General features: G+C 62.2%; 24 protein-coding genes. 8 read left to right on the top strand and 16 right to left on the bottom strand.

Annotated elements, in window-relative coordinates:
• The 4 genes from Q0K06_RS09785 to Q0K06_RS09770 all read left to right on the top strand — a co-directional run.
• Positions 1 to 183: hypothetical protein (locus Q0K06_RS09785; protein WP_294551725.1), on the top strand; the 183-nt coding region annotated here is incomplete at its 5' end.
• Positions 184 to 407: 224 nt separating this feature from the next.
• The gene (locus tag Q0K06_RS09780; RefSeq protein WP_294551723.1) at positions 408 to 2,858 is read left to right on the top strand and encodes a glycoside hydrolase family 3 C-terminal domain-containing protein; all 2,451 of its coding nucleotides are present in this window, start codon (positions 408 to 410) and stop codon (positions 2,856 to 2,858) included.
• A 1-nt stretch (position 2,859) separates the two neighbouring features.
• On the top strand, positions 2,860 to 3,438 hold the full coding sequence (locus Q0K06_RS09775) for a hypothetical protein (RefSeq protein WP_294551721.1): 579 nt from the start codon (positions 2,860 to 2,862) through the stop codon (positions 3,436 to 3,438).
• 24 nt (positions 3,439 to 3,462) lie between these two features.
• Positions 3,463 to 4,488 carry a LacI family DNA-binding transcriptional regulator gene (locus Q0K06_RS09770; RefSeq protein ID WP_294551719.1) on the top strand — a complete coding sequence of 342 codons (1,026 nt, stop codon included), beginning with the start codon at positions 3,463 to 3,465 and terminating at the stop codon, positions 4,486 to 4,488.
• A 43-nt stretch (positions 4,489 to 4,531) separates the two neighbouring features.
• Here Q0K06_RS09770 and Q0K06_RS09765 read toward each other — a convergent pair whose 3' ends face one another.
• Genes Q0K06_RS09765 through mltG form a run of 4 tightly spaced genes read right to left on the bottom strand, consistent with a single transcriptional unit; the run spans position 4,532 to position 8,398 of the window.
• The gene (locus Q0K06_RS09765) at positions 4,532 to 5,674 is read right to left on the bottom strand and encodes an acyltransferase (protein WP_294551717.1); all 1,143 of its coding nucleotides are present in this window, start codon (positions 5,672 to 5,674) and stop codon (positions 4,532 to 4,534) included.
• A 29-nt stretch (positions 5,675 to 5,703) separates the two neighbouring features.
• Entirely contained in the window at positions 5,704 to 5,955 is a 252-nt protein-coding gene (locus tag Q0K06_RS09760; RefSeq protein WP_294520584.1) for a kinase to dihydroxyacetone kinase, read from the bottom strand.
• Positions 5,956 to 5,967: 12 nt separating this feature from the next.
• Positions 5,968 to 7,185 carry a U32 family peptidase gene (locus tag Q0K06_RS09755; protein WP_294551715.1) on the bottom strand — a complete coding sequence of 406 codons (1,218 nt, stop codon included), beginning with the start codon at positions 7,183 to 7,185 and terminating at the stop codon, positions 5,968 to 5,970.
• Positions 7,178 to 8,398, bottom strand: coding sequence for an endolytic transglycosylase MltG (gene mltG / locus Q0K06_RS09750; protein WP_294551712.1), 1,221 nt, complete (start codon positions 8,396 to 8,398; stop codon positions 7,178 to 7,180). Before mltG ends, Q0K06_RS09755 begins: the two co-directional genes overlap by 8 nt.
• A gap of 142 nt (positions 8,399 to 8,540) precedes the next feature.
• Between mltG and Q0K06_RS09745 the strand changes: the two genes are divergently transcribed.
• Entirely contained in the window at positions 8,541 to 8,708 is a 168-nt protein-coding gene (locus tag Q0K06_RS09745; protein WP_294534310.1) for a hypothetical protein, read from the top strand.
• Between the two features lie 60 nt (positions 8,709 to 8,768).
• Here Q0K06_RS09745 and Q0K06_RS09740 read toward each other — a convergent pair whose 3' ends face one another.
• Genes Q0K06_RS09740 through Q0K06_RS09725 form a run of 4 tightly spaced genes read right to left on the bottom strand, consistent with a single transcriptional unit; the run spans position 8,769 to position 11,344 of the window.
• Positions 8,769 to 9,344 (bottom strand): 5-formyltetrahydrofolate cyclo-ligase, encoded by a 576-nt coding sequence (locus Q0K06_RS09740; RefSeq protein WP_294551709.1) that lies wholly within the window; start codon positions 9,342 to 9,344, stop codon positions 8,769 to 8,771.
• On the bottom strand, positions 9,322 to 9,870 hold the full coding sequence (locus Q0K06_RS09735) for a DJ-1 family glyoxalase III (protein WP_294551707.1): 549 nt from the start codon (positions 9,868 to 9,870) through the stop codon (positions 9,322 to 9,324). Before Q0K06_RS09735 ends, Q0K06_RS09740 begins: the two co-directional genes overlap by 23 nt.
• Before the next feature lie 59 nt (positions 9,871 to 9,929).
• Positions 9,930 to 10,610, bottom strand: a complete 681-nt coding sequence (locus Q0K06_RS09730; RefSeq protein WP_294551705.1) for a deoxynucleoside kinase — start codon at positions 10,608 to 10,610, stop codon at positions 9,930 to 9,932.
• Positions 10,611 to 10,621: 11 nt separating this feature from the next.
• A complete protein-coding gene (locus tag Q0K06_RS09725) occupies positions 10,622 to 11,344 on the bottom strand; it encodes a WecB/TagA/CpsF family glycosyltransferase (RefSeq protein WP_294551703.1) in 723 nt (240 codons plus the stop codon).
• A 218-nt stretch (positions 11,345 to 11,562) separates the two neighbouring features.
• On the opposite strand from Q0K06_RS09725, the gene Q0K06_RS09720 reads away from it, so the two are divergent.
• The 3 genes from Q0K06_RS09720 (at position 11,563) to Q0K06_RS09710 (ending at position 14,449) form a co-directional block, all read left to right on the top strand.
• Entirely contained in the window at positions 11,563 to 12,618 is a 1,056-nt protein-coding gene (locus tag Q0K06_RS09720; RefSeq protein ID WP_294551701.1) for an ABC transporter substrate-binding protein, read from the top strand.
• A gap of 99 nt (positions 12,619 to 12,717) precedes the next feature.
• Positions 12,718 to 13,662 carry an ABC transporter permease gene (locus Q0K06_RS09715; protein ID WP_294551699.1) on the top strand — a complete coding sequence of 315 codons (945 nt, stop codon included), beginning with the start codon at positions 12,718 to 12,720 and terminating at the stop codon, positions 13,660 to 13,662.
• Complete coding sequence (locus Q0K06_RS09710) at positions 13,655 to 14,449, top strand: ABC transporter ATP-binding protein (RefSeq protein ID WP_294551696.1); 795 nt, start codon at positions 13,655 to 13,657, stop codon at positions 14,447 to 14,449. Before Q0K06_RS09715 ends, Q0K06_RS09710 begins: the two co-directional genes overlap by 8 nt.
• Before the next feature lie 65 nt (positions 14,450 to 14,514).
• Here Q0K06_RS09710 and Q0K06_RS09705 read toward each other — a convergent pair whose 3' ends face one another.
• The 8 genes from Q0K06_RS09705 to Q0K06_RS09670 form a co-directional block, all read right to left on the bottom strand.
• Positions 14,515 to 15,174, bottom strand: a complete 660-nt coding sequence (locus tag Q0K06_RS09705) for a DUF1638 domain-containing protein (protein ID WP_294551693.1) — start codon at positions 15,172 to 15,174, stop codon at positions 14,515 to 14,517.
• A gap of 33 nt (positions 15,175 to 15,207) precedes the next feature.
• Positions 15,208 to 17,121: a S41 family peptidase gene (locus Q0K06_RS09700; RefSeq protein ID WP_294551690.1), complete on the bottom strand. Its 1,914-nt coding sequence runs from the start codon at positions 17,119 to 17,121 to the stop codon at positions 15,208 to 15,210.
• A 98-nt stretch (positions 17,122 to 17,219) separates the two neighbouring features.
• The gene (locus tag Q0K06_RS09695) at positions 17,220 to 18,341 is read right to left on the bottom strand and encodes a stalk domain-containing protein (RefSeq protein ID WP_294551687.1); all 1,122 of its coding nucleotides are present in this window, start codon (positions 18,339 to 18,341) and stop codon (positions 17,220 to 17,222) included.
• Positions 18,342 to 18,424: 83 nt separating this feature from the next.
• Positions 18,425 to 20,023 carry a hypothetical protein gene (locus Q0K06_RS09690; protein WP_294551685.1) on the bottom strand — a complete coding sequence of 533 codons (1,599 nt, stop codon included), beginning with the start codon at positions 20,021 to 20,023 and terminating at the stop codon, positions 18,425 to 18,427.
• A complete protein-coding gene (locus Q0K06_RS09685; protein WP_294551683.1) occupies positions 20,016 to 20,738 on the bottom strand; it encodes an ABC transporter ATP-binding protein in 723 nt (240 codons plus the stop codon). Before Q0K06_RS09685 ends, Q0K06_RS09690 begins: the two co-directional genes overlap by 8 nt.
• Before the next feature lie 14 nt (positions 20,739 to 20,752).
• Positions 20,753 to 21,043, bottom strand: coding sequence for a hypothetical protein (locus Q0K06_RS09680; RefSeq protein WP_294551681.1), 291 nt, complete (start codon positions 21,041 to 21,043; stop codon positions 20,753 to 20,755).
• 4 nt (positions 21,044 to 21,047) lie between these two features.
• The gene (locus tag Q0K06_RS09675) at positions 21,048 to 21,362 is read right to left on the bottom strand and encodes a YbjQ family protein (protein WP_294551679.1); all 315 of its coding nucleotides are present in this window, start codon (positions 21,360 to 21,362) and stop codon (positions 21,048 to 21,050) included.
• A partial coding sequence (locus Q0K06_RS09670) for a MerR family transcriptional regulator (RefSeq protein WP_294551677.1) occupies positions 21,343 to 21,894 on the bottom strand: 552 nt, incomplete at its 5' end. The genes Q0K06_RS09675 and Q0K06_RS09670, both read right to left, overlap by 20 nt.

Below are 21,894 nucleotides of genomic sequence, written 5' to 3'. Positions count from 1 at the left end.
GAGAACTCCGGCATTCAGACCGACTCCGGCACCTGGACACTCAACGGCGACGGCTCCATCGCCCTCACCGGAGACACCCGCTCCTTCACCGCCGCCACTTCCGACGGAATCAATTACACTATGAACGTGGAGAACCTTCAGACCGGTATCGTCTGCACCGTCTCCGGCGCCGCAAATACCTGATTGTCTCCGGCCGCCTGCCTTCCCGGCAGGCGGCCGGGCAGTATCTGGGGTCCAAATTTTCCTCCGTGCCGCATCCAAATTGCAATTTACGCACGTAAACATACCGATTACGTCAAACACGTCCCATTTGCTTTTCTTTCTGCTATACTGTGTACAAAGGCCGTGTTCGAGCACAGGAAGGCGGCAGCAGGGGACATAATGTTCCGAAAAAGGAGTGTAAGGGATTGAAATACGCGGACTTAATTAAGAAGATGACCCTGGAAGAGAAGTGCAGTCTGTTAAGCGGAGAGGGTAACTTCACCACCAAGAGCGTGAAGCGGCTGAATATCCCGGGAATGTTTCTGTCGGACGGCCCTCACGGACTGCGGAAGCAGGCGGGCGCTGCGGACCATTTGGGCCTGAACGCCTCCCTGCCCGCTACCTGCTACCCCACGGCAGCCACCATGGCCAACTCCTGGGACCCGGAGCTGGGCGAGGAGCTGGGCAAAATGCTGGGCGAGGAGGCCAGGGCCCAGGGCGTCAGCGTGCTGCTTGGGCCCGGCCTGAACATGAAGCGCTCCCCCCTGTGCGGGCGCAATTTTGAGTACTTCTCCGAGGATCCCTATCTGGCGGGCAAGATGGCCGCAGCCTACATCCGGGGTATCCAGAGCAAGGGTGTGGCGGCCTGCCCCAAGCACTTTGCCGCCAACAGCCAGGAGACCCTCCGTATGCACTCGGACAGCGTAGTGGACCAGCGGACCTACCGGGAGATCTACCTGACCGGCTTTGAGATCGCCGTGAAGGAAGGCCATCCCATGTCTATTATGTCGGCCTATAACCGCATCAACGGCAAGTACGCCAATGAGGACAAGGAGCTTCTGCGGGACATTCTGGTGGACCAGTGGGGCTTTGACGGCTTTGTGGTCACCGACTGGGGCGGCAGCAACGATCGCGCCGAGGGCGCCCGCTGCGGCAACGCCCTGGAGATGCCCGCCACCGGCGGCAACAGCGACCGGGAGCTGGTGGCCGCGGTGAAGGCCGGCACGCTGTCCGAGGATGTGATTGACCAGCGGCTGGATGAGTACCTGAGCGTGCTCTTCGCCACCGTTATCCCCGCCGACGCCCCTAAGGAGTTCGACGTGGAGGCCCACCACGCCATGGCCCGCAAGGCCGCGGACAGCACCATTGTGCTGCTGAAGAACGAGGACAATATTCTTCCCCTGAAGGCGGGCGCCTCTGTGGCCGTCATTGGCGACTTTGCCCAGACTCCCCGGTACCAGGGCGCCGGCTCCAGCATGGTCAACTCCACTAAGCTGGATTGCGCCCTCTCCGTCATCAAGTCCGGCAGCGGCCTGAAGCTGGTGGGCTTCGAGCCCGGCTTCCTCCGCCACGGCGGGGACGACGAGGCCAGGAAGAACGCCGCTGTGGAGCTGTCCAAGAACGCTGAGATTGTACTGATGTATATGGGTCTGGACGAGATCAGCGAATCCGAGGGTCTGGACCGGAAACACATGAAGATCCATCAGAACCAGGTGGATGTGCTGGAGGCGGTGGCCAAGGTCAACCCCAACGTGGTGGTGGTCCTGTCCGGCGGCGCTCCCATCGAGGCCCCCTGGCTGGACAGCTGCAAGGCTGTGGTCCACGGCTATCTGGGCGGCCAGGCCGGCGCCGGAGCTGTGGTGGACGTGCTCACCGGCAAGGTTAACCCCTCCGGCAAGCTGGCGGAGACCTGGGCCATGAAGTATGAGGACACCCCCGCCTACCGCTACTTCCCCGGCACTGAGGCCACCGCCGAGTACCGCGAGGGCCTGTACATCGGCTACCGCTATTACCAGACCGCCCAGGTGCCTGTCCGCTTCCCCTTCGGCTACGGCCTGAGCTATACCACCTTCGCCTATGCCGACCTGCGCGCCAGCGATAAGGAGGTCACCTTTACCATTACCAACACCGGCAGCGTGGCCGGCGCGGAGATTGCTCAGGTGTATGTCTCCCGCAAGGACGGCATGGTGTTCCGCCCCGAACAGGAGCTCAAGGGCTTTGTGAAAGTGTTCCTCAATCCCGGCGAGTGCAAAACCGTCACTGTGCCTCTGGATGACAAGGCCTTCCGCTACTTCAATGTAAAAACCAGCCGGTTCGAGGTGGAGAGCGGCAACTACGAAATCCGCGTGGGCGCCTCCTGCGCGGACATCCGCCTCACCGCCGCCGTAGCGGTGCAGGGCACCGACGCCCCCGCCCCCTACGACCTGTCCAGGCTGCCCAGCTACTGCTCCGGCAAAGTCAGCGACGTGGGCGACACCGAGTTTGAATATCTGCTGGGCCGGCCAATCCCCCCTGCCAAGTGGGACCGCTCCGCCCCCCTGGGCATGAACGACACCTTCTCCCAGCTCTTCTATGCCAGAGGCTGGGTGGGACGCCTGGTGTATAAAATTACCAAGGGCCAGGTGGAAAAGGGCGAAGCCGCCGGAAAGCCTGACCTGGACGCCCTTTTCCGCTACAACATGCCCTTCCGCGCCATTGCCAAGATGATGGCCGGCATGGTGGACATGAAAATGGCAGAGGCCCTGCTGGAAATTTTCAACGGCCACTTCTTCAAGGGACTGGGGCACCTCATCTCCGGGTATTTCAGGATGAACAAGGCAAAAAAGGAGACCGCCCTGGCTCTGGCTCAGGCGGGCAATGCGAAAGGGGAAAACTGATATGAGCGTCAATGAAAGCAAAACCGGTCTGGCCGGCTGGTGGAGTAATTTTGCCGGAAAACACCCCAAAGCCGCCAAGTGGATCCGGGAGGGCGGCCTGTTCGTCATCGTCAGCAATCTGGTGACAGTCCTCAAGTACTTCATCCTCCAGTTCCTTCCCCTGGCCTTCCAGAGCCTGTCCAACGTGGACTTCGGCTGGCCCGGCATCCCGGTGACCCTGTTCGGCGAGACCTTCCAGTGGAATATCTTCGGCTATGACACGGCTCACGGCGGCCTGGGCTACTTCTGCGCCTACATGATCGCCATGGCCATCGGCGAGATCATCAACTTCCCCATTCAGCGCAACTTTGTCTTCCGCAGCAAGGGGAATCTGGCCTGGCAGATTGCCTGGTATGTGGTGGCCTTCGTCATCATCAACTGCATTGTCAACTCTATCAACTGCGTCTGGGTGGCGGTAGCCGGTATGTTTGTGCCCGACTTTATCTACAACATCGGCACTGTGGTGCTCAACGGCGGTATCTCCATGGTTATTTTCTTCTTTGTCAACAAGGTTATTTTCCCCGAGGCCAAGCAGGCCTGAGAATTGCAGAGGGAGGTCACGGATATGGTCACCATAAAAGACATTGCCAAGCGGGCTGGGGTCTCCCGGGGTACGGTGGACCGGGTTCTCAACAACCGGCCCGGCGTCAATCCGGAAACGGAAGCCAGAGTGCGGGCGCTCATTGAGGAGATGGGATACCGCCCCAATATGGCCGGTCAGATTCTGGCTGTCAAAAAGCGCCAGCTCCATCTGGCCTTCCTCATCTTCCACGGACCAGAATTCGTCTTTCACCTGGATATCCTTCACGCCGCCCGGGACAAGGCCGCTGAGCTGCGGGAATTCGGCGTAACGGTGGACTTTTACCTTATCCGCCAGCTGGACACCCCCTATCTGGAGCGGCTGTTCCAGGAGGTGGAGGACAATTGCCCGGACGGAATCGCCGCCCTGCCCATACGCAGCACGGTATTTATGTCCTTTATCCAGCGGATGAACGCCAAGGGTATTCCCACCGTATTCTTTAACCTGGACGAGGATTTTGTCCCCCATCTGGCCTATGTGGGCTGCGACTATGTCCAGTCCGGCCGGGTAGCCGCCGGGCTGGTGTCCCTGTGCACCGAGGGCCGGGGGCTGGTGGGCATCGCCGCGGCAGATGGTCCCAACTCTCCCAGCTTTGCCGGACGGATGGGCGGATTTTCTCAGGAGCTCACCCATCACCCCGGGCTGTCTATGGTAAACGGCGGCATGCCCGCCCTGTTTCACGACGGCGAATTCTCCGAGGTTGTGGAGCTGGTGGAGCAGAATCCGGATATGAAGGCCATCTATATCGTCAACATGGGGGACTACGGAGTGTGCCAGGAGATCCGGCGGGCAGCCCGTGACCGGAATCTGTCGATTATCACCCACGACCTGGCTCCCGCGCAGCAGGAGCTGCTGAAGAACGGCCTTATCTCTGCCACTATTGTTCAGCAGCCCGATATTCAGGGCTCCCTGCCTCTCCAGCTTCTCTACGAGTATCTGGCCTTCGGCACGCCCCCTGCCAAGGACAAGTTCTTTACCGACCTGCGCATCTGCATCAGCCAGAGCATGTAAGCAAAAAAACAGCACCGGATACATCCGGTGCTGTTTTTTTGTTCTATTTTTGCCGTGTGTCCGGCGGCCTTCCCGCCAGGCGCTTTCCGCCCGGCTTTCTCCGCCGCAGCAGGGCAAAGACATTGCTCTCCCGGCAGGCGTCCCGGAAGCGCTGTCCCGTGGCCAGGAAACAAAGCCCCGGCACAGAGGCCGCCAGCACGGTTCCCAGGACGCAGCCCGTCAGGGCCAGCAGCCACACCGCCAGCTGGGCAGGCGCGCTCAGAGCGCCGCCCAGCAGCTCCTTGATGGCCGCAATGGCCATGGGATGGGCCAGATACACGCCAAAGGAACAGGCCGACAGCAGCACCACGTTCCGGCTGCTTCTTCTGCCCCGGAACAGGTCCTTGAACAGCAGAAACAGGGAGGCGGAGAGGGCCATGGTAAACACGCCCCGGTAGGTGGCAAACTGCTCGCCGTAGGTACCGGTTATCAGAAAGACAATCCAGGTACCCAGGGCAATTACCGCCCAGCTGCCCAGGGCAACCGCCAGCAGAGTCCGGCGGGCGGGCGTCCTCTCCAGCCGCTCCAGCCAGGCGCCCAGCAGGAAATACCCCAGATATCCCTCCAGTATGCTCACGTTCAGCGTGGTGTTCTCCCGCAGCAGGGCGTACCAGGGGTCGGGCAGAAAGCCGCTGAGCTGATTCAGGCCCAGGGTCACCACCACCCACAGCCCCAGCAGATAGCGCCAGTGCCGCTCCTCCAGGTGGTCCGTCATCCGTTTGAGCAGCGGGGAGAGCAGATACATGGGGACGAGGGCGTAGAGGAACCAGTAGGGCGTCAGGGCGGAAATGGCGGGCAGGTTCACAAACTTCAGCAGCGCCATCTCTCCGCCCTGGGTCAGCCATACGCCCGCCACCACCAGCAATGACCAGCACAGCCCAGGCACCGCCACCCGCGGCAGGCGGCGGAACACATAAGCCGGGTCGTCGGTCTTATCCGAAGTCAGCAGCAGAGCGCCGGACAACATAAAGAACAGCGGTACCGCCGCCACCGCCAGGGAGGAGAGCAGATTGGACAGGTGCCAGAGGAGCATATTCTCCGACTGGCGCAGCCCGTCCGCGGCGGTGTGGAGGTAGACCACGGCGGCCATGGAAGCCACCCGCAGCAGGTCGAAGTCCAGCCGCCGGACCCGTTTCGCTTTGCTCAAGGGGCGTTCAGCCTCCTTCCCCCAATGGATCAGCCCTTCAGGCCGTTCTCCTGGCGCTCCATGTTCTCCACCACGATGTCGTGGATGTCGCCTTTGGATGCACAGTACTCCAGCACCTTCCAGGGGGTGTTGGTGTGGAAATGGATCTTGATCAGATCCTCGTCACCGAAGGCCAGCAGGCAGTCGCCCTCAATGTTCTGGGCGATGTAGTCGTGAATCTCATCCTCGGAGAGATTCTCTCCGGCAATGAGGAGCTGCGTGTCGAACTTGTACTCCAGCATACGAATTCCTCCTTATTCTCCCGACGCCTGCCGCCGCAGCAGGGACAGGGGCGGCACAGCCCGGGGCAGCTTCATGGTCAGCTTCATCTGGGGCTTGCGGGCCTCGGCAAGGGGCAGTCCGTCGCCGTCGGTCATAGCGGACACGGTGAACCGCTCCGGACGCACGTCCGGCCCCACCAGCTCCAGCTCCTCCCCCACGGCAAACTTGTTGCGCAGGGAAAGGACAGCGGTGCCGTCGCTCCGGCAGGACTCCACCAGGGCGCACACCTGCCAGTCCCGGATGTACCGGGCATCCTCGGTAAACTGGCCGGGCTGGCCGTAAAAGAAGCCGGTGGAGTAGTGCCGGTGGCTGATGTGCTCCACCTCGTCCCGCCACACCGGGTCCAGGGGCTCTCCAGCCAGGGCGGCATCCACCGCGTGGCGGTAGGCTCCGGCTACAATGGCGGCGTAATAGGCGCTCTTGGCCCGGCCCTCAATCTTGAAGCTGTCCACCCCCGCCTCTATCAGCTCCGGGATGTGGTCAATCATGCACATATCCCGGGAGTTCATGATATAGGTTCCCTTTTCGTCCTCATAGACCGGGAAGTACTCTCCAGGCCTTTTCTCCTCCACCAGGGCGTACTTGTACCGGCAGGGCTGGGCGCAGGCGCCCCGGTTGGAGTCCCGGCCCGTCATGTAGTTGGACAACAGGCAGCGGCCGGAGTAGGACACGCACATGGCCCCGTGAACAAAGCATTCAATCTCCAGCTCCCTGGGGGTCTTGGCCCGGATCTCCCGAATCTCGTCCAGAGTGAGCTCCCGGGCCAGGATAACCCGGCTGGCGCCCAGGTCGTACCAGGTGGAGGCGGACTGGTAGTTGACAATGCTGGCCTGGGTGGAGATATGGGCCCGGACATGGGGCGCGTAGCGCTTCACCAGGGCCAGCGTTCCCACGTCGGCCACAATGACGGCATCCACGCCGGTCTGATCCAGATACTCCAGCCACTCGGGCAGCTTGGCCACCTCGTCGTTTCGGGGCATGGTGTTGCAGGTGATATGCACGGCCACGCCGTGGGCCTTGCACAGGCCCACGGCGTCCTTCAGCTCCTCGGGGGTGAAATTGCCCGCAAAGGAGCGCATGCCAAACATGGTTCCCGCCAGATAGACGGCGTCCGCCCCGTAGGCCACCGCCATCTTCAGCCGCTCCATATCCCCGGCGGGGCAGAGCAGCTCCGGTCTCTTTTTATCCATTCTGATACAGCTCCTGGGTCGCTCTGAAATTTTCCTGCTGCTGATAGGTCTTGAAGAAGTGGTGCTCACCGTCGTCGCCCAGGGCGTAGAAATAGTAGCCGTTGCCCGAGGGATTCATGGCGGCCCGCAGGGAGGCCTGTCCGGGGCTGGCGATGGGGCCGGCCGGCAGGCCGGTGTACAGATAGGTGTTATAGGGGCTGTCAATGGCCAGATCTTCTGCCGTCAGCCTGTCCTTCCGCTCGGGCAGGATATACTGGATGGTGGCGTCGATGTTCAGGTAACCCGCCGTCTCCGAAGTGGGATGATAGAGGCGGTTATAGATAACGTCGGCGATGTCGGTCTGGTCGTTGCCGGTGGTCTCCTTTTCAATCATGGAGGCGATGGTGACAATATCGTGGATAGTCTGGCCATTGGCCGCCGCCTTCTCCCGCATCTCATCGGTAAAGACCTCATCAAAGCGGAGGATCATCTTGTTGAGCGCCTGCACCGGGTCCATGTTCTGGTAGAAAATATAGGTATCCGGGAACAGGTAGCCCTCCAGACGGGTGGGCTCTCCCAGGGGCAGCACGCCCTTGAGGAAGGAGAAGTTGAAGTCGTGGTTGGCAGCGGCGTCGTTAAGCTCCTCCACTGTGGCCACGCCGTTCTCCTCCAGGATAGCAAAAATCTGGGCCAGCGTGGAGCCCTCCGGGATGACCACCGTCACCTCCGTCCGGGCAGAGGATTTGGCGCTCAGATTGCGGATAATGGCGCTGTAATCCATGCTGGTGCTGAGGGTATAGGTACCAGGCGTCATCTTCTCCTTGCCGCCGGTAAACCCGCAGAAGAGCTGAAAGAGCCACTTGTACTCAATAATACCGTTTTGTTTCAGCTGGTCCGCCACATAGCCCACATCCGCTTTTGATACCTTGACCGTCTCTCCCTCCTCGTTGGTCTCCTCAGAGTAGGTAAAGATATCGTCGGGCAGGGTAATGGTGGCGGTGAGCTCAGTCTTGTTCAGGGCCAGCACGTCCCCGGCCCAGATCCAGCCCAGTCCCGCCAGCAGGGCAGAGACGCCGATAACCAGCACCACATAGAGCAGCGCGCCCAGAGCGCCCATCCGGCGCCGCCGGCGGCGGGGCTGCTGCTGGCCGCGCTCCCTCCGCGGCGAGGCGCTGCCGGCATCCTGATGGGGCTGACGGCGGGGCGACTCACGCTTTCCTTCGTAGTGAGACATTGCTTCAACTCCTATTCATTACAAGAGAAAAAATCAAAGTTCCTTCTGTCACCACAGATCAGAGACAGACATAGTATGGGTCGTGAAGGGAACGGCGGCCCGGGCCCCCGGTTCCTTAGAATAATGTGAGGTGAATGTCTACATGTGCTGTGGTAACAACGGTATGGGCGGCGGCAGCTGCCTCTGGATCATCCTGATTATCATCCTTCTGTGCTGCTGCTGCGGCGGCAGCTGGGGCGGCAGTTCCTGCGGCGGCAACTGCGGCTGCGGCAATAACTGCGGCTGCAACGACGGCTGCGGCTGCTGCTGAGCGTTTCCCCTCCGCCGGACTGCGGTACGGGCGGGCCCTCCGGGGCCCGCTTTTCCCGCCTTACATCAGGACAGGCTCCCCATCGGTCACCACCAGGTCCACCGGCCGGTCGTGCGTCTCCCGTGGAACAGCGTCCTGCAGCACCGCATGGCGGCACAGGCCCACTGTGTCCCCGGCATAGCCGGCCAGGTAACGGTCATAGTATCCCCCGCCCTGCCCCAGCCGATAACCCGCGCGGTCAAAACACAGTCCGGGCACCAGAATCAGGTCAATTTTCTCCCGCTCTGCCAGCGGACAGTCCTCGCCCGGCTCCAGCATGCCGTACCGGTGTCGGATAAGAGCGCTCTCCCCGGTCACCCGGCGGGCCTCCAGCCCATGCCCATGCAGACAGCGCGGCAGCAAAACTTCCTTTCCCCGCTCCAGCAGGGCCGGAATCAGCCTGGCCGTGTCCGGCTCAGTGTCCATGCCGTAGAATATTAAAACCCGATGCGCGGCCGCCAGCCCGGGCAAAGACAGGAAGCGGCGGAACAGAATTGCATCGCTCTCCTCCCGCTCCTCCGGGGACATAGCGGAAAGCCGGGCGCGCACCGCCTGGCGCAGAGCTGTTTTCTGCTCAGTGATGGAAGTGGACGGCATTGCGCACCCGCTCCATGGCCTCCCGGCCGCAGGCGGCTTCCACCAGGCGCAGGCCGAACTCAAAGGAGGAACCGGCGGCCTCGCCGGTGATGATGCGGCCGTCCGTTACCACCTGGCTGCCCTTCTGCACCACGGCAGACCCCATCTCATCCTCCATACCGGGGTAGCACACCGCCTTCCGGCGGTCCAGGCAGCCCGCCCGGGCCAGAACAGTGGGCGCGGCACAGATGGCGCACAGCCAGCAGCCCCGGTCATAGGCCTTCTGAATCAGGGCCAGGGCAAACAAATTCTTCTGGATGGACTCCACGCCGCCCAGGCCGCCGGGCAGCACCAGCATCTCCATATCCTCCGGGTCGTGGGCCTCGTCCATGGTGACATCCGCCTTCACGGTGACGCCGTGGCTGCCGGTAATCTCCAGGCCGTCCACGCCCACCAGCGTCACCTTGGCGCCGGCCCGGCGGAGCAGGTCCAGGGGGACCAGAGCCTCAGACTCTTCAAAGCCATTGCCCAGCAGAATGTAGATCATGTTCATTTCCTCCTGTTTGTTCCGAGGCTCAGCCGCCCCGGCAAATTTCTCATTCATTTTTAGGGGCAGAGCAAATTCTGCCCGGTTATGATATCCCAAATCTCCTGATGAATGTCCTCGATGGAGCGGACGGCACCGCCGCCGTCCACACAGGAGACCCTTTTCCAGCCCAGCAGCCCGGCGGCGGCATGGGCGGTGCGGCGGCACTTGGCCAGGTACTCCGTGTCCACCTCGTGGATATCCCCCCTGGTATGGGTGGCCTTCTCCCGGGAACGGAGCATCTCCACCGCCTTATCAGTGGGCATGTCCAGATAGATTACCAGGTCGGGCAGGGGCAGCCCCAGCTTGCCGCACTCAAAGTCAAAGAGCCAGCGGATGAAGCTCTCCCACTCCGCTTCAGGCAGCTTACAGGTCTGGTGCACCGCGTTGGAGGTGGTGTACCGGTCGGACAACACCAGTCCGCCCTCCCGATAATAGCTGCCCCAGTCCTTTTTCCAGGCGGCGTACCGGTCCACCGCGTAGAAAGTAGACGCCGCGTAGGGGTTCACGTCGTCGGGGTGAGTGCCGAACTCCCCGTTCAGGTACATCCGCAGCAGGGCGGACGAGGGCTCCTGATACTGGGGAAAGATGAGCCGCCGGAACGCGGTCCCCCCCTGCTCCAGCCGCTCACACAGCCTGGCGAACTGGGTGGACTTGCCCGACCCGTCGGTCCCCTCAAATACAATCAGCCTGCCGGACATCTCCCGCGCCCTCACTTTCCGCGCAGCCGGGCGCCGACGGCATCCACCAGCACCAGGGGCAGCTTAGCCATGCGGCCGATGCGCTTGGGCTCCTTGAGCAGCCGGTAGAGCCACTCCATGCCCATCTTCTGCCACTTCTCCGGGGCCCGCTCCACTGCGCCGGCGAACACATCCAGAGCGCCGCCCAGGCCCACCATGAGCCGGGCGCCGGTGGACGGGCCATACTCGGCCATCCACAGCTCCTGCTTGGGCGCGCCCAGGCAGACAAACACCACGTCGGCATGGGCGTCCTGAATGGCCCGGATCACCGGCCGCGGGTCCTGGAAATAGCCGTCATGGGTGCCGCACACCATCAGGCCGGGGTACTGCTTCTGCAAATTTGCCGCGGCGGTCTCTGCAATGCCGGGCTTGGCCCCCAGCAGGAACAGCCGCTCCCCGGACTGGGCCATCCGCCCCAGCAGTCCGGCGGCAAAGTCAATGCCGGGCACCCGGCCCTTCAGGGGCCGGCCCAGGATGGACGCCGCCTTTACCACGCCGATGCCGTCGGCCAGCACCAGGTCCGCCCCGTTGAGCACGGCGCGGAATTTGTCATTCTTCTTGGCCAGCTGCAGAAACTCCGGGTTGGGTGTCACCGCGTAGGAGAATTTCTCTCCGGCGGCCAGCCCGGCGCCCCGCTCGACAGCCTCGTCCAGCGTCAGGTTGTCAAACCCGACGCCCAGTACGTCAATTCTCAATGCAATGCCTCCACACGAGATAGATTCCGTTAGATAATATCACATACGGCTGAAAAAGTCCATGAAAAAGCCGTGAACAACAGACCTCTTTCCAAAAATTAAGGATTGACAATTTTTGCAGCCCTCATTATAATAAACACAATCACAGCCGAAAGGCTTTTTTTTGCACCCATCTTCTTTAGCACCTAAACTCGCTAAAGTATTTTGAGGAGGATACTATGAAAACACTGCCCAAACTGACCGCCCTTGCCATGGCAGCCGCCATTTCTCTCTCCCTGACCGCCTGCACCGTAGGCGGCGATACAGGGCAAAATTCTCCCAGCCCCTCTCCCTCCGCCGCGACCCAGGAGAGCGCCCCCGCTCCCTCCGTCTCTCCGTCCGCGGAGGACGCCTCTTATGTCGTAGGCATCTGCCAGCTGGCGCCTCACGACGCCCTGGACGCCGCCACTCAGGGCTTTAAGGACGCCATCACCGCCGCCCTGGGCGACGCCGTGGAATTCAGAGAGGGCAACGCCGGCGGCGAGAGCAACAACTGCGCCACCATTATCGACGGCTTTCTGGCCGAGAACGTGGACCTGATTCTGGCCAACGCCACCGCGTCTCTCCAGGCCGCCGCCTCCGCTACCAACACCGTTCCTGTACTGGGCACCGCCGTCACCAACTACGGCATTGCCCTGGACCTGGACTCCACCGAGGACGGCGTGCTGGGCGGCAATATCTCCGGAACCTCTGACCTGGCCCCCCTGGACCAGCAGGCCGATATGCTGGAAGAACTCTTCCCCGCCGCCGAATACCCCAATGTAGGCCTGCTCTACTGCTCCGCCGAGCCCAACTCCATCTTCCAGGTGGAGACCATTCAGGGCTATCTGGAGGGCAAGGGCTATACCTGCACCCAGTACGCCTTTACCGATGTCAACGACCTGTCCTCCGTCACCCAGACCGCCTGCGACAGCTCCGACGTCATCTATATCCCCACCGATAACACCGCCGCCAACAACACCGAGACCATCGCCAACGTGGTCATTCCCGCCGGAGTGCCCGTCATTGCCGGCGAGTCCGGCATCTGCTCCGGCTGCGGCGTGGCCACTCTGTCCATCAGCTACTATGAGCTGGGCCAGATCACCGGCGAAATGGCCGTGAAGATTCTCACCGGCGAGGAGAGCGTGTCCGATATGGCCATCGCCTATGACACCACCCTCACCAAGCTGTACAACGAGGCCAACTGCCAGGCCCTGGGCATCACTCCGCCCGAGGGCTATGAGCCCATCGGCTGAGCTGAAAACGTTCTATCATGCCTGGCGGCGGGAGCGGAATTCTCCGCTCCCGCTGCCGTGCGCTTCCTTTATATTATTTTACAATTAGGAGGAACCGAGATGGATTTCCTGCTCTCCTTTCTCAACTCCATGCCGGGCGCCCTGGGACAGGGCCTGATATGGGGTATTATGGCTATCGGTGTGTACATTACGTACCGGATTCTGGATGTGGCCGACCTGACGGTGGACGGCTCCCTGGCCACCGGCGGCGCCATGTGCGCCCTGGGCATCTCTCTGGGCTGGAACCCCTGGGTAGCTCTGGCGGCCGCCATTCTGGCGGGCATGCTGGCCGGCCTGGTCACCGGACTGCTCCACACTCTCTGCGGCATCCCTGCCATCCTGGCCGGCATCCTCACCCAGCTGGCCCTCTACTCCATCAATCTGCGCATCATGGCCATCGGCTCCGGCCTGACCACCAAGGCTACGCTGTCGGTCAGCGTGGACAAGTATCCCCTCATGCTCTCCTCCCGCTATATCCGTGACCTGTCGGCTTCCAACCCTTTCATCCTTCTGGTGCCCCTGGTGCTTATCGTCATCGCCCTGCTCTACTGGTTCTTCGGCACTGAGCTGGGCTCCTCCCTCAGGGCCACCGGCGCCAACCAGAACATGGCCCGCGCCCAGGGCATTAACACCAGCTGGACCAAAGTGCTGGGCCTGGTGGTGTCCAACGGGCTGGTCGCTTTCTCCGGCGCCCTGCTCTCCCAGTATCAGGGCAGCGCCACCGTGGATATGGGCCGCGGCGCCATCGTCATCGGCCTGGCCGCCGTCATCATCGGCGAGGTGCTGCTGGGCAAGGTATTCCGCAACTTCGCCCTCAAGCTGCTCTCCGCCGTCATCGGCGCCATCATCTACTACATTGTCATTACCCTGGTGCTCCGGCTGGGTCTGGAGACCACCGACCTGAAGCTGCTCACCGCCCTGGTGGTGGCCGTGTTCCTCACTATCCCCCACTGGAAGGGTAAATTCGCCAAGACCGGCAAGAAGGGAGATGCCGCCCATGCTTGAGCTTCAGAACATCTGCAAGACCTTCAACGCCGGCACCATCAATGAAAAGCGGGCCCTCAACGGCGTGTCCCTTACCCTGAAGGAGGGGGACTTTGTCACCGTCATCGGCGGCAACGGCGCGGGTAAGTCCACTCTGCTCAACGCAGTGGCCGGCGTGTGGCCGGTAGACCGGGGCAGCATCCTCATTGACGGCGTGGACGTGACCCGTCTCCCCGAGCACAAGCGGGCCAAGTATATCGGCCGGGTGTTCCAGGACCCCATGACCGGCACTGCCGCCACCATGCAGATTGAGGAAAATCTGGCCCTGGCCCGCCGCCGGGGGCAGAGACGCACCCTCCGCCCCGGCATCACCCGCGCCGAGCGTGAGGAGTATCGGGAACTGCTGAAAATTCTGGACCTGGGACTGGAGGACCGACTCACTTCCAAGGTCGGCCTGCTGTCCGGCGGCCAGCGCCAGGCCCTCACCCTGCTGATGGCCAGCCTGGTCAAGCCCAAGCTCCTCCTTCTTGACGAACATACCGCCGCCCTGGACCCCAAGACCGCCGCCAAGGTGCTCAGCGCCACGGAGCAAATCGTCCAGCGTGACCGCCTGACCACCCTGATGATCACTCACAACATGCGGGACGCCATTGCCCACGGCAACCGCCTCATCATGATGTATGAGGGCCGTATCGCCCTGGATATCTCCGGTGAGGAGAAAAAGCGCCTCACAGTGGAAGATCTGCTGGCCAAATTCGGCCAGGCCACCGGCTCCGACGAGGCGGATGACAAGCTGCTGCTCTCCTGAGCGCCTACGGCAGCAGAAAAAGCTCCCCCATCCAATTAAGAATGGGGGAGCTTTTTCTGCTTTTTTCAGGCGGAAAAGGCCGCCTGCTCCAGCACCTGTCCCTTCTCCGCCACAATAAACTGCTGATCCCACTGGCCGGAAACCAGTTTTTCCAGCAGCAGATTGCTGCCGTCCACATAGGTGAGGGGGCAGTTTATCAGGGCCGCCTGCCGCTTCGCCTTCTCCACATAGGACGCCGATCGGCAGGGGTAAGCACCGGTGTCAATAATATCCACGCTCTTGTAGTTGGCAAACCACATATGAAAAATGTCGCCGCCGTCCTCCTCGCCATACTCCTCTGTCAGGCGCCGGTACATCTTTTCAACGGACAGCCGGCCGTCCAGGGTGTCCGTCAGGTAAAAATGACCGCATGCTTTCAGATTGGGATGCCAAGTCTGGTCCCTGTGGAGCAGCAGCGTAATGCAGTCGTCCACCCTTGGAATAACCGTCCGCCTCGGGAAGGGCCGGCCCGATACAGAACCGCCGCACAGGCCCATAGCCAGCAGCACAGCGTCCACGTGCTCTGGCATGTCCGCTATGGCCGCAAACACCGCCTCGTTCATCTTCTCGGGCTGGGCGTGGAGCCTGCTGTCCAGCAGACGTACCTCATAGTGGGTCCCCATTCTCTCCTGGGCCGCATCCACATGCAGCTGGAGGGAGTCACACGCCAGAATGATACGTTCCATTCGCACTGTCCTCCCAATTAAATTCCGCGCGGGTCACACCGCCAGCAGACCGGTAGACACAAAGAGGTTGTACACCATGGCGGCGGCCTCCTCCCGGGTGGTAAGGGCGGTGGGATCAATTTCTCCCAGCGGCGCCCAGAGCAGGGAGACCGTCTGGCCGAAGATGTTCTGCTGGCTGCCGTCCAGCAGCCACATGGACTCCCGGGACCAGCCCGCCCAGGCCCAGTAGTCTCCCAGCGCGGCGGAGTGCTCGGTCCTGGCCGCCTCATGGAAGTTTATGGAGAGATACTCCGCCAGACGTCCCATGATGGTGAGGAACTGCTGGTGGTCCATGGGGTCGTCGGGATGGAAGAGGCCGTCGCTGTAACCGCTGATAAGGCCCATGGCGGTGAGGGCATTGAGGGCGGGGGCATACCAGGCGTCGGCGGGCACATCTGCAAAGCCGGTGTCCCCCTGCCTGCCGTCGTGAAGGGCCTGGGCCAGCAGGGCGCAGAACTCCGCCCGGGTCAGGGTGGCCTCCGGCCGGAAGGTGCCGTCGCCCGGGCCGGAGATAATCCGGTAGGCTGCCAGGGTGCTGATGGCGGCAGCGTAGGGGGAGCCGGCGGTATCGGTAAAGGTCCGGGGAGCATAGTCCGTCAAGTGATACTGTTCAGCCAGCTCACCGGCGGTAACCCGCTCCCAGCCGTCGGCGCCGCCGGTGCCCAGCCACAGAGGCGTCTGGGCCGGAAGCGCCTCCAGCAGGGCGGTAAAGGCGGGCTTTCCAGCCTCAGAGGCCGCGGTATCCAGATCCACGTACCAGCGCCACTTCATATCCACCCGCAGCAGGCCGGAGGTATCCCCTTTGGGGCTTGCGGCTGAGAGAAGATAGGCCACATCGGCGGTGTAGGCGTCCTTCACCAGCAGGTCTGGGATGACCCCCACCCGGTCGGCGGTGGTACCCCTGGGGGAGAAATAGCGGTAGGCTGTCACCTTCAGAGCGTCCCCCTCGGTGAAGTCACCCGGATAATTGGTTTCATCCAGCAGAATCTGGGCCACACCCTTGCCATAGGTCCGGCTGCCGATGACAATTCCAGCGTTCTGGTCCCGGACAACGGAGGAGAAAATCTCAGAGGCGCTGGCGGTGTAGCCGTTCACCAGCACAATCACCGGGTCCATGGTCAGCTCCCCCTCCTCCCGGGACTCGGCGGCATAGCTGCCCGACTGATTCCGGAGATAGACCAGGTTTCCCTGGCCTGCAAAGTCCCCCGCCGCCTGGACCGAGGCGCTGACACTGCCGCCGCCATTGTTCCGCAGATCCACGATCCATCGGTCCGCGGCGGCGTCATAGGCCTGTATTCCTTCCGCAAAGTGGCCTGCCGTCTCGTCGCCAAAGGCGGAGCAGGTGATGTAACCGATGTGGCCGTCCAGCAGTGAGGTGGTTGTGGCAGGGATTACCAACTCCTCACGGGTGAGGACATAGTCCCTGCTCACCCCATTCCGTACCACGGTAACCGTCACCTGGGTGCCCGGCTCCCCCCGCAGCCGCTCCGCCGCGGCATCGATGCTCTGGCCGATAACCGTGACGCCGTCCAGAGCGGTGATGATATCTCCCGGCTGAATCCCCGCCTTCTGGGCAGGCATTCCCTCCGTCAGGGCCTCCACTACCATGCCCTGATCCGTCATGGTGCTGGTCACACCCACGCCGCCGGTGCGGGTGTCCGCCATGGAGGCAAGAAAGTCGGCATACTCCTGGGCGTCAAAATACTCGGTATAGGGGTCCCCCAGCGCGGAGATCATGTCCTCCACTGTGGACTGGGAGAGCACTTCCTCAGAGACCCCATCAATATAATATTTCTGAAGCAATTCGCCAGCCTGCGCTGTGTCCAGAGCCAGGGCCGGAGCGGACAGCAGCAGCAGGGACAGCAGAGCGGACAGGGTGCGGCGGAGCAGTTTCTTCTTTGCTTTCATGGGCAGGGCCCCCTTACTTTACATAATATCAACGTCATTCTACTACAAAGAACGGGCAGGCTCAAGGCCTGCCCGCTCTTTTTCTTGTTTTTGGGCCCTTACACCGGCCAGAGCCCCTCGACTCTCACATTATGGAGGTTCAGCAGGTCGTCGGCAGGCAGGAAGGACACCCCGTTCCGGGCGGTCAGCGCCCCGGTGAGGGCGGTTCCGCCGCCGCCGTCCCCTGTGGCGGCCCGGTCGCTGCCCAGGGTAAGAAGATACTCTGTCCCTTCTCCCCGGACGGCAATCTGCTCAGGCCGGCCGGCATTCCAGATAACCTCACAGCCCAGGGCCTCGGCAAAGGCCCGGACGGGAACCATCAGGGTCTCCCCCTCCACATAGGGCTGCTCCGCCGCCGTCAGCTCCACTTCGGTGCCGTTGACGGCCAGCCGTCCGGGCTCCAGCTCCGCCCAGGCGTCATAAGGGGACGGAATGACCATCACCTTGCTGGGCCAGGCCTGGGCCGGGAAGGACTCGGCCAGCATGTCATACCAGGCCAGCAGGCTGCAGCCGGGGGTGATGTCGGCCAGGGTGACTGCATTACCGTCAAAGCCAGGACCGGCCAGCAGTTCCGCGTCGTTCAGGGAATAGGTGACGTCATCGCTCATGAGAACGGAGGTGCGGCCCTCCCAGACGTTCACCTGCTCCACAATGGAGTAGGCGGGCACAGCGTAATCAGCAGGGATGGCGGCCAGAATCACCGCCGCTGTGGTGATGGGCGGCAGGCTTTCGGTCATCTCGGGACCCACATAGGCGTAGACATACTCGCCCTCCCGCAGGTCCTCCGCCGCCATGGTGCTACCGTCCACGGCGTTGAGAATCAGGGTGTCCTTCTCCAGGCCGAGGACAATTTCAGGGTACCGCGCCCACTCATTGCTGTTGGTCACCAGGATGCGGTCACCGTCCAGGGAGACCGTGCCCTGCACCCGCACCAGGTCGGGCTGATGCTGCTGGGCAATGGTGTAGACAGGCTCTTCCGGGGGCGCCAGCGGGTCGCTGGTGGGGACGTCCACCGTGGTCTGAGCGGGAGCGCTGACCGCCTCCTCAGCAGGGGGCACGGAAGGCGCCACGCCGGAGGACACACTGTTGTCATCTGCGGCGGCTGAGGTGCAGCCGGACAGACAGAGTACAGCGGCAAGGGACAGAGACAATACAGCGGAGAAAATCTTCTTTCCTTTCATAGTCAAGCTCCTTCCCAATGATTTGCACTTTAGACGAACTGCCGGTGGAAAAGTTCCCTTTCCCACCGGCAGTTTTGCACATTTTACAGGTCCCGAAACAGCTTTATGCCCACAGTGGCCAGCAGCCTCCACAGCACCAGGTTGAGCAGGGCGCATACTGCCGCCACAATGAGCAGCCCCACAGTCTCTCCCAGTTGAGAGAGGAGGAGCGCATATCCAAAGCCGAAGATGGCCAGCAGCACCCAGGAGCCGAAGATGGTGATCAGCACTGAGGCCGACTGCTTTACCACAACCGTGTCGTTGGGCGCATCCAGCTTTGGAAAGCACAGGTTGGCCAGCAGTCCGCCCTGCGCCATTACGCCGCTGAAGAGCAGTCCCAGACCCAGGAGCAGCACGGTGGAGCCCGCGTCCACACCCGTGGCCACGGCAGAACAGATCACCCCCACCAGCAGGCAGGGCAGGGTGACCAGCATCTGCATCCCCGTCTTGACCAGGAAGAGCTCTCCGGCGGACACCGGCGCTTCCCTGAGTATCCAGAGCTGTCTGCCCTCCAGGCTGATGGACGAGGCGGTGATCTCCGTGGTGGAGAGCAGGAAGGCCATGACCAGGGCCAGCAGGGGCATCACAGGCAGCATGCCCTGCGTAAGGGACAGGAACTCCCCCACCTGCCCCCGGAACACCAGGCAGGCCACGCCGCCCGCAGCCAGAAGGAGCAGGCCGAGGCCGGCGTTTAGGAAGTAGATGGGTGTGCCGAAAAAGCGCTTAAGTTCTTTTTTCAGCAGGGCAGAACGGTGGCCGGAGGCGGACAGCCGCTCCAGCTTGTAGTCGCTGCGGGCCTTGCGGGCGCCCATGCTGGTGACGATCTTCTTATACTGTCCGGCAAAGATCCACACCACCAGAAGGAAGGGCGCCAGGCACAGCCCGGCCAGGGCCAGCAGAGAGAGCAGGTTCCCCTCACAGGCCGCCTGCTCCAGCAGCAGGAAGGGCAGTCCCCAGCCGGTGAAGGCGCCCTGAAGCCCGGCGGCATACCGGCTCAGGTCGCCCATGGCAACGCTGAGACTCATGATCATCCCCATGAGCAGCAGGAAAAACACCAGATACAGCAGAGTGGACAGAAGGCCCCGGCGCAGGAACTTGGAGGACACCCAGGAGAGCACATAGCCCACCAGCAGGGAGAACAGGGTGGGCAGGGCGGAGATGAGCACCGCGCCCACCATCAGCACCACAAAGAAACCCGCGCCGCCTGTGCCGCCAAAGACCAGATAGGCTGCGCCGGCGGGCGCCAGGACAAAGACGGTGAAGATCAGGTTCTCCACATAGAGCGCCAGGGTGCGGGAGAGCATGAGGGAGAAGGGGGACACTGGCATGGACAGCATCAGGTCATTGTCTCTGCCGCCGAACACCACGCCCTGGGCGGCAAAAACCGTAAACATCAGCCCAAAAGACACGGCGATCACCGGCATGATGAGGATGATCAGGTTGAGCATACCCAGGGGGGCCAGCTGGCTGCCGAAGGTAAAGCTGTACATGCCGGAGATATAGAGCCCCAGGCCGGCCAGCAGAAACAGCGCTCCAAAGCCGGAGAGCCGTCCCCCTTTCTTCCCCTTCCGCCCGGAGCCGAAGCGCATGGCATTCAGCGTAGCCCGCAGATTGACGGACACCAGAGCCAGAAATTTAGTCATGGTCCTTCTCCCCTTCCAGCTCCAGGAACACGTCCTCCAGGGTGGAATTGCCCACAATGTCCTCGGTGGCGCCCGCCTCCACCAGCTTGCCCCGGCGGATGATGCCGATGCGGTCGCACAGCTTCTCCGCCACCTCCAGCACGTGGGTGGAGAAGAACACCGCGCCGCCGTTGTCGCACACCTCCCGCAGGTAGCCCTTGAGCAGATGGGCGGCTACCGGGTCCAGGCCCACAAAGGGCTCGTCCAGGATGAGCAGCTTGGGCTGGCGGATGAGGGCGGAGATAATGGCCAGCTTCTGCTTCATGCCATGGGAATAGCTGCCGATGGGGCTGCCCAGGCTGCCGGTGAGTTCAAAGGCGTCGCTGTACTTCTGTACCAGGTCCTGCCGCTCCTGCCGTGGAATGTCGTACAGGTCGGCGATGAAATTCAGGTACTGGACGCCGGTAAGGAAATCGTACAGGTCCGGGTTGTCGGGCAGGAAGGCGGTGATTTTCTTGGCCGCTATGGAATCCCTCCGCACGTCATGGCCGCCGATGGTGATGGTCCCCTCGGTGAAGTCCATCACGCCGGCCACTGCCCGGAGGGTGGTGGTCTTTCCGGCGCCGTTGTGACCGATAAAACCAAAGATTTCACCCGGTGCAACGTTCAGGTTCAGGTCATCCACAGCCCGTTTTCCCCCGGGATAGGTCTTGGAAAAGTGTTCAATCTTCAGCATGTCTGCTTCCTCCTTCATTTGGGCCAATTCATCACAAAGGTTATGACTGACAGCACCGGAGAGAGCACCGCCAGGATAAGTCCTGCGGTCCTTTTCTCCCTGCTGCGGGTCAGGACCGTGCCCACCGCCCCCAGTGCCACGGGCAGGAGCAGAGCGGGCACCTTGGGCATATAATTCTGGAGCTGGCCCGATGCTCCAATCTGCATGGCCAGACTGTCCGGCAGCAGAAAGCAGCCCCCAATCCCCAGAATCAGCGCCATGGCCGTGGCTGCCAGGGCAACCCATGTAAGCTTTTCCAATTTCATATTCTCACCCCACAATGCGCACTGCCGTGCCGTAGGCCGTCACCTCGGCGGCCCCCTGCATGATGGAGGAGCTGGTGTAACGGATGTTGAGCACCGCGTCGGCCCCCATGGCCTGGGCGTCGTCCACCATGCGCTTGGTGGCAATCTGCCGGGCCTGGGCCAGCAGGTCGGTATAGGCCTCCACCTCGCCGCCCACCAGGTTCTTCATGCCGGACATAAAGTCCTTGCCGAAACTCCTGCACTGGACTACGCTGCCTTTTACCATCCCCAGGGCCTCGATCTTCCTTTCCGGAATATAGTCAATATTGAGAAGCAGCATCCTCTTCTCCTCCTTTAATCTGTTGGAATCTCTGGACCAGCGCCACCAGGACGCCGATGATAACCGCCGCCGGGATGGCGATGAACGCGACTATCACCGGCAGGGGCGGCGCCTCCTCCGGGTCCAGTGCGAAGGCCCACACCATCAGCGCAATGATGCCCGCCATAAAGACAATAAAGATCAGCGCCGCCCCCAGCGGTCCCAGGTAACGGGACATGGTGTCCTTCTTTTTGATGTTCACAAATCGGGTCCCCTCCTGTTCCATCCGCTCCATCTCTGCCAGATAGCGGCCGGCGTCCAGGCCGGAGAGCTGTGCGCCCTCCTCCAGCACCCTGGCGCACAGGGCATGCATGGTGCCCAGGTTGCTCCGTTCCCGTTCCAGCACTATCATGTGGCGGCGGACGGCGTCCTCCAGAGTGAGGGCGCCGCACTGCATCCGGCGGATCTCCTCCAGAGGCATGTCCAGCTTGCGCAGGAGCTTGATCTTCTTCAGCTCTGCCACGTCGTCCTCGGTGTAGTCCCGGTAGCCGTT

It is taken from the genome of uncultured Pseudoflavonifractor sp. (assembly GCF_944387805.1).
GTDB lineage: Bacteria > Bacillota > Clostridia > Oscillospirales > Oscillospiraceae > Pseudoflavonifractor.
Note: the sequence above shows the minus strand (reverse complement) of the source record. Positions and strands in the feature narration are given on the sequence as shown.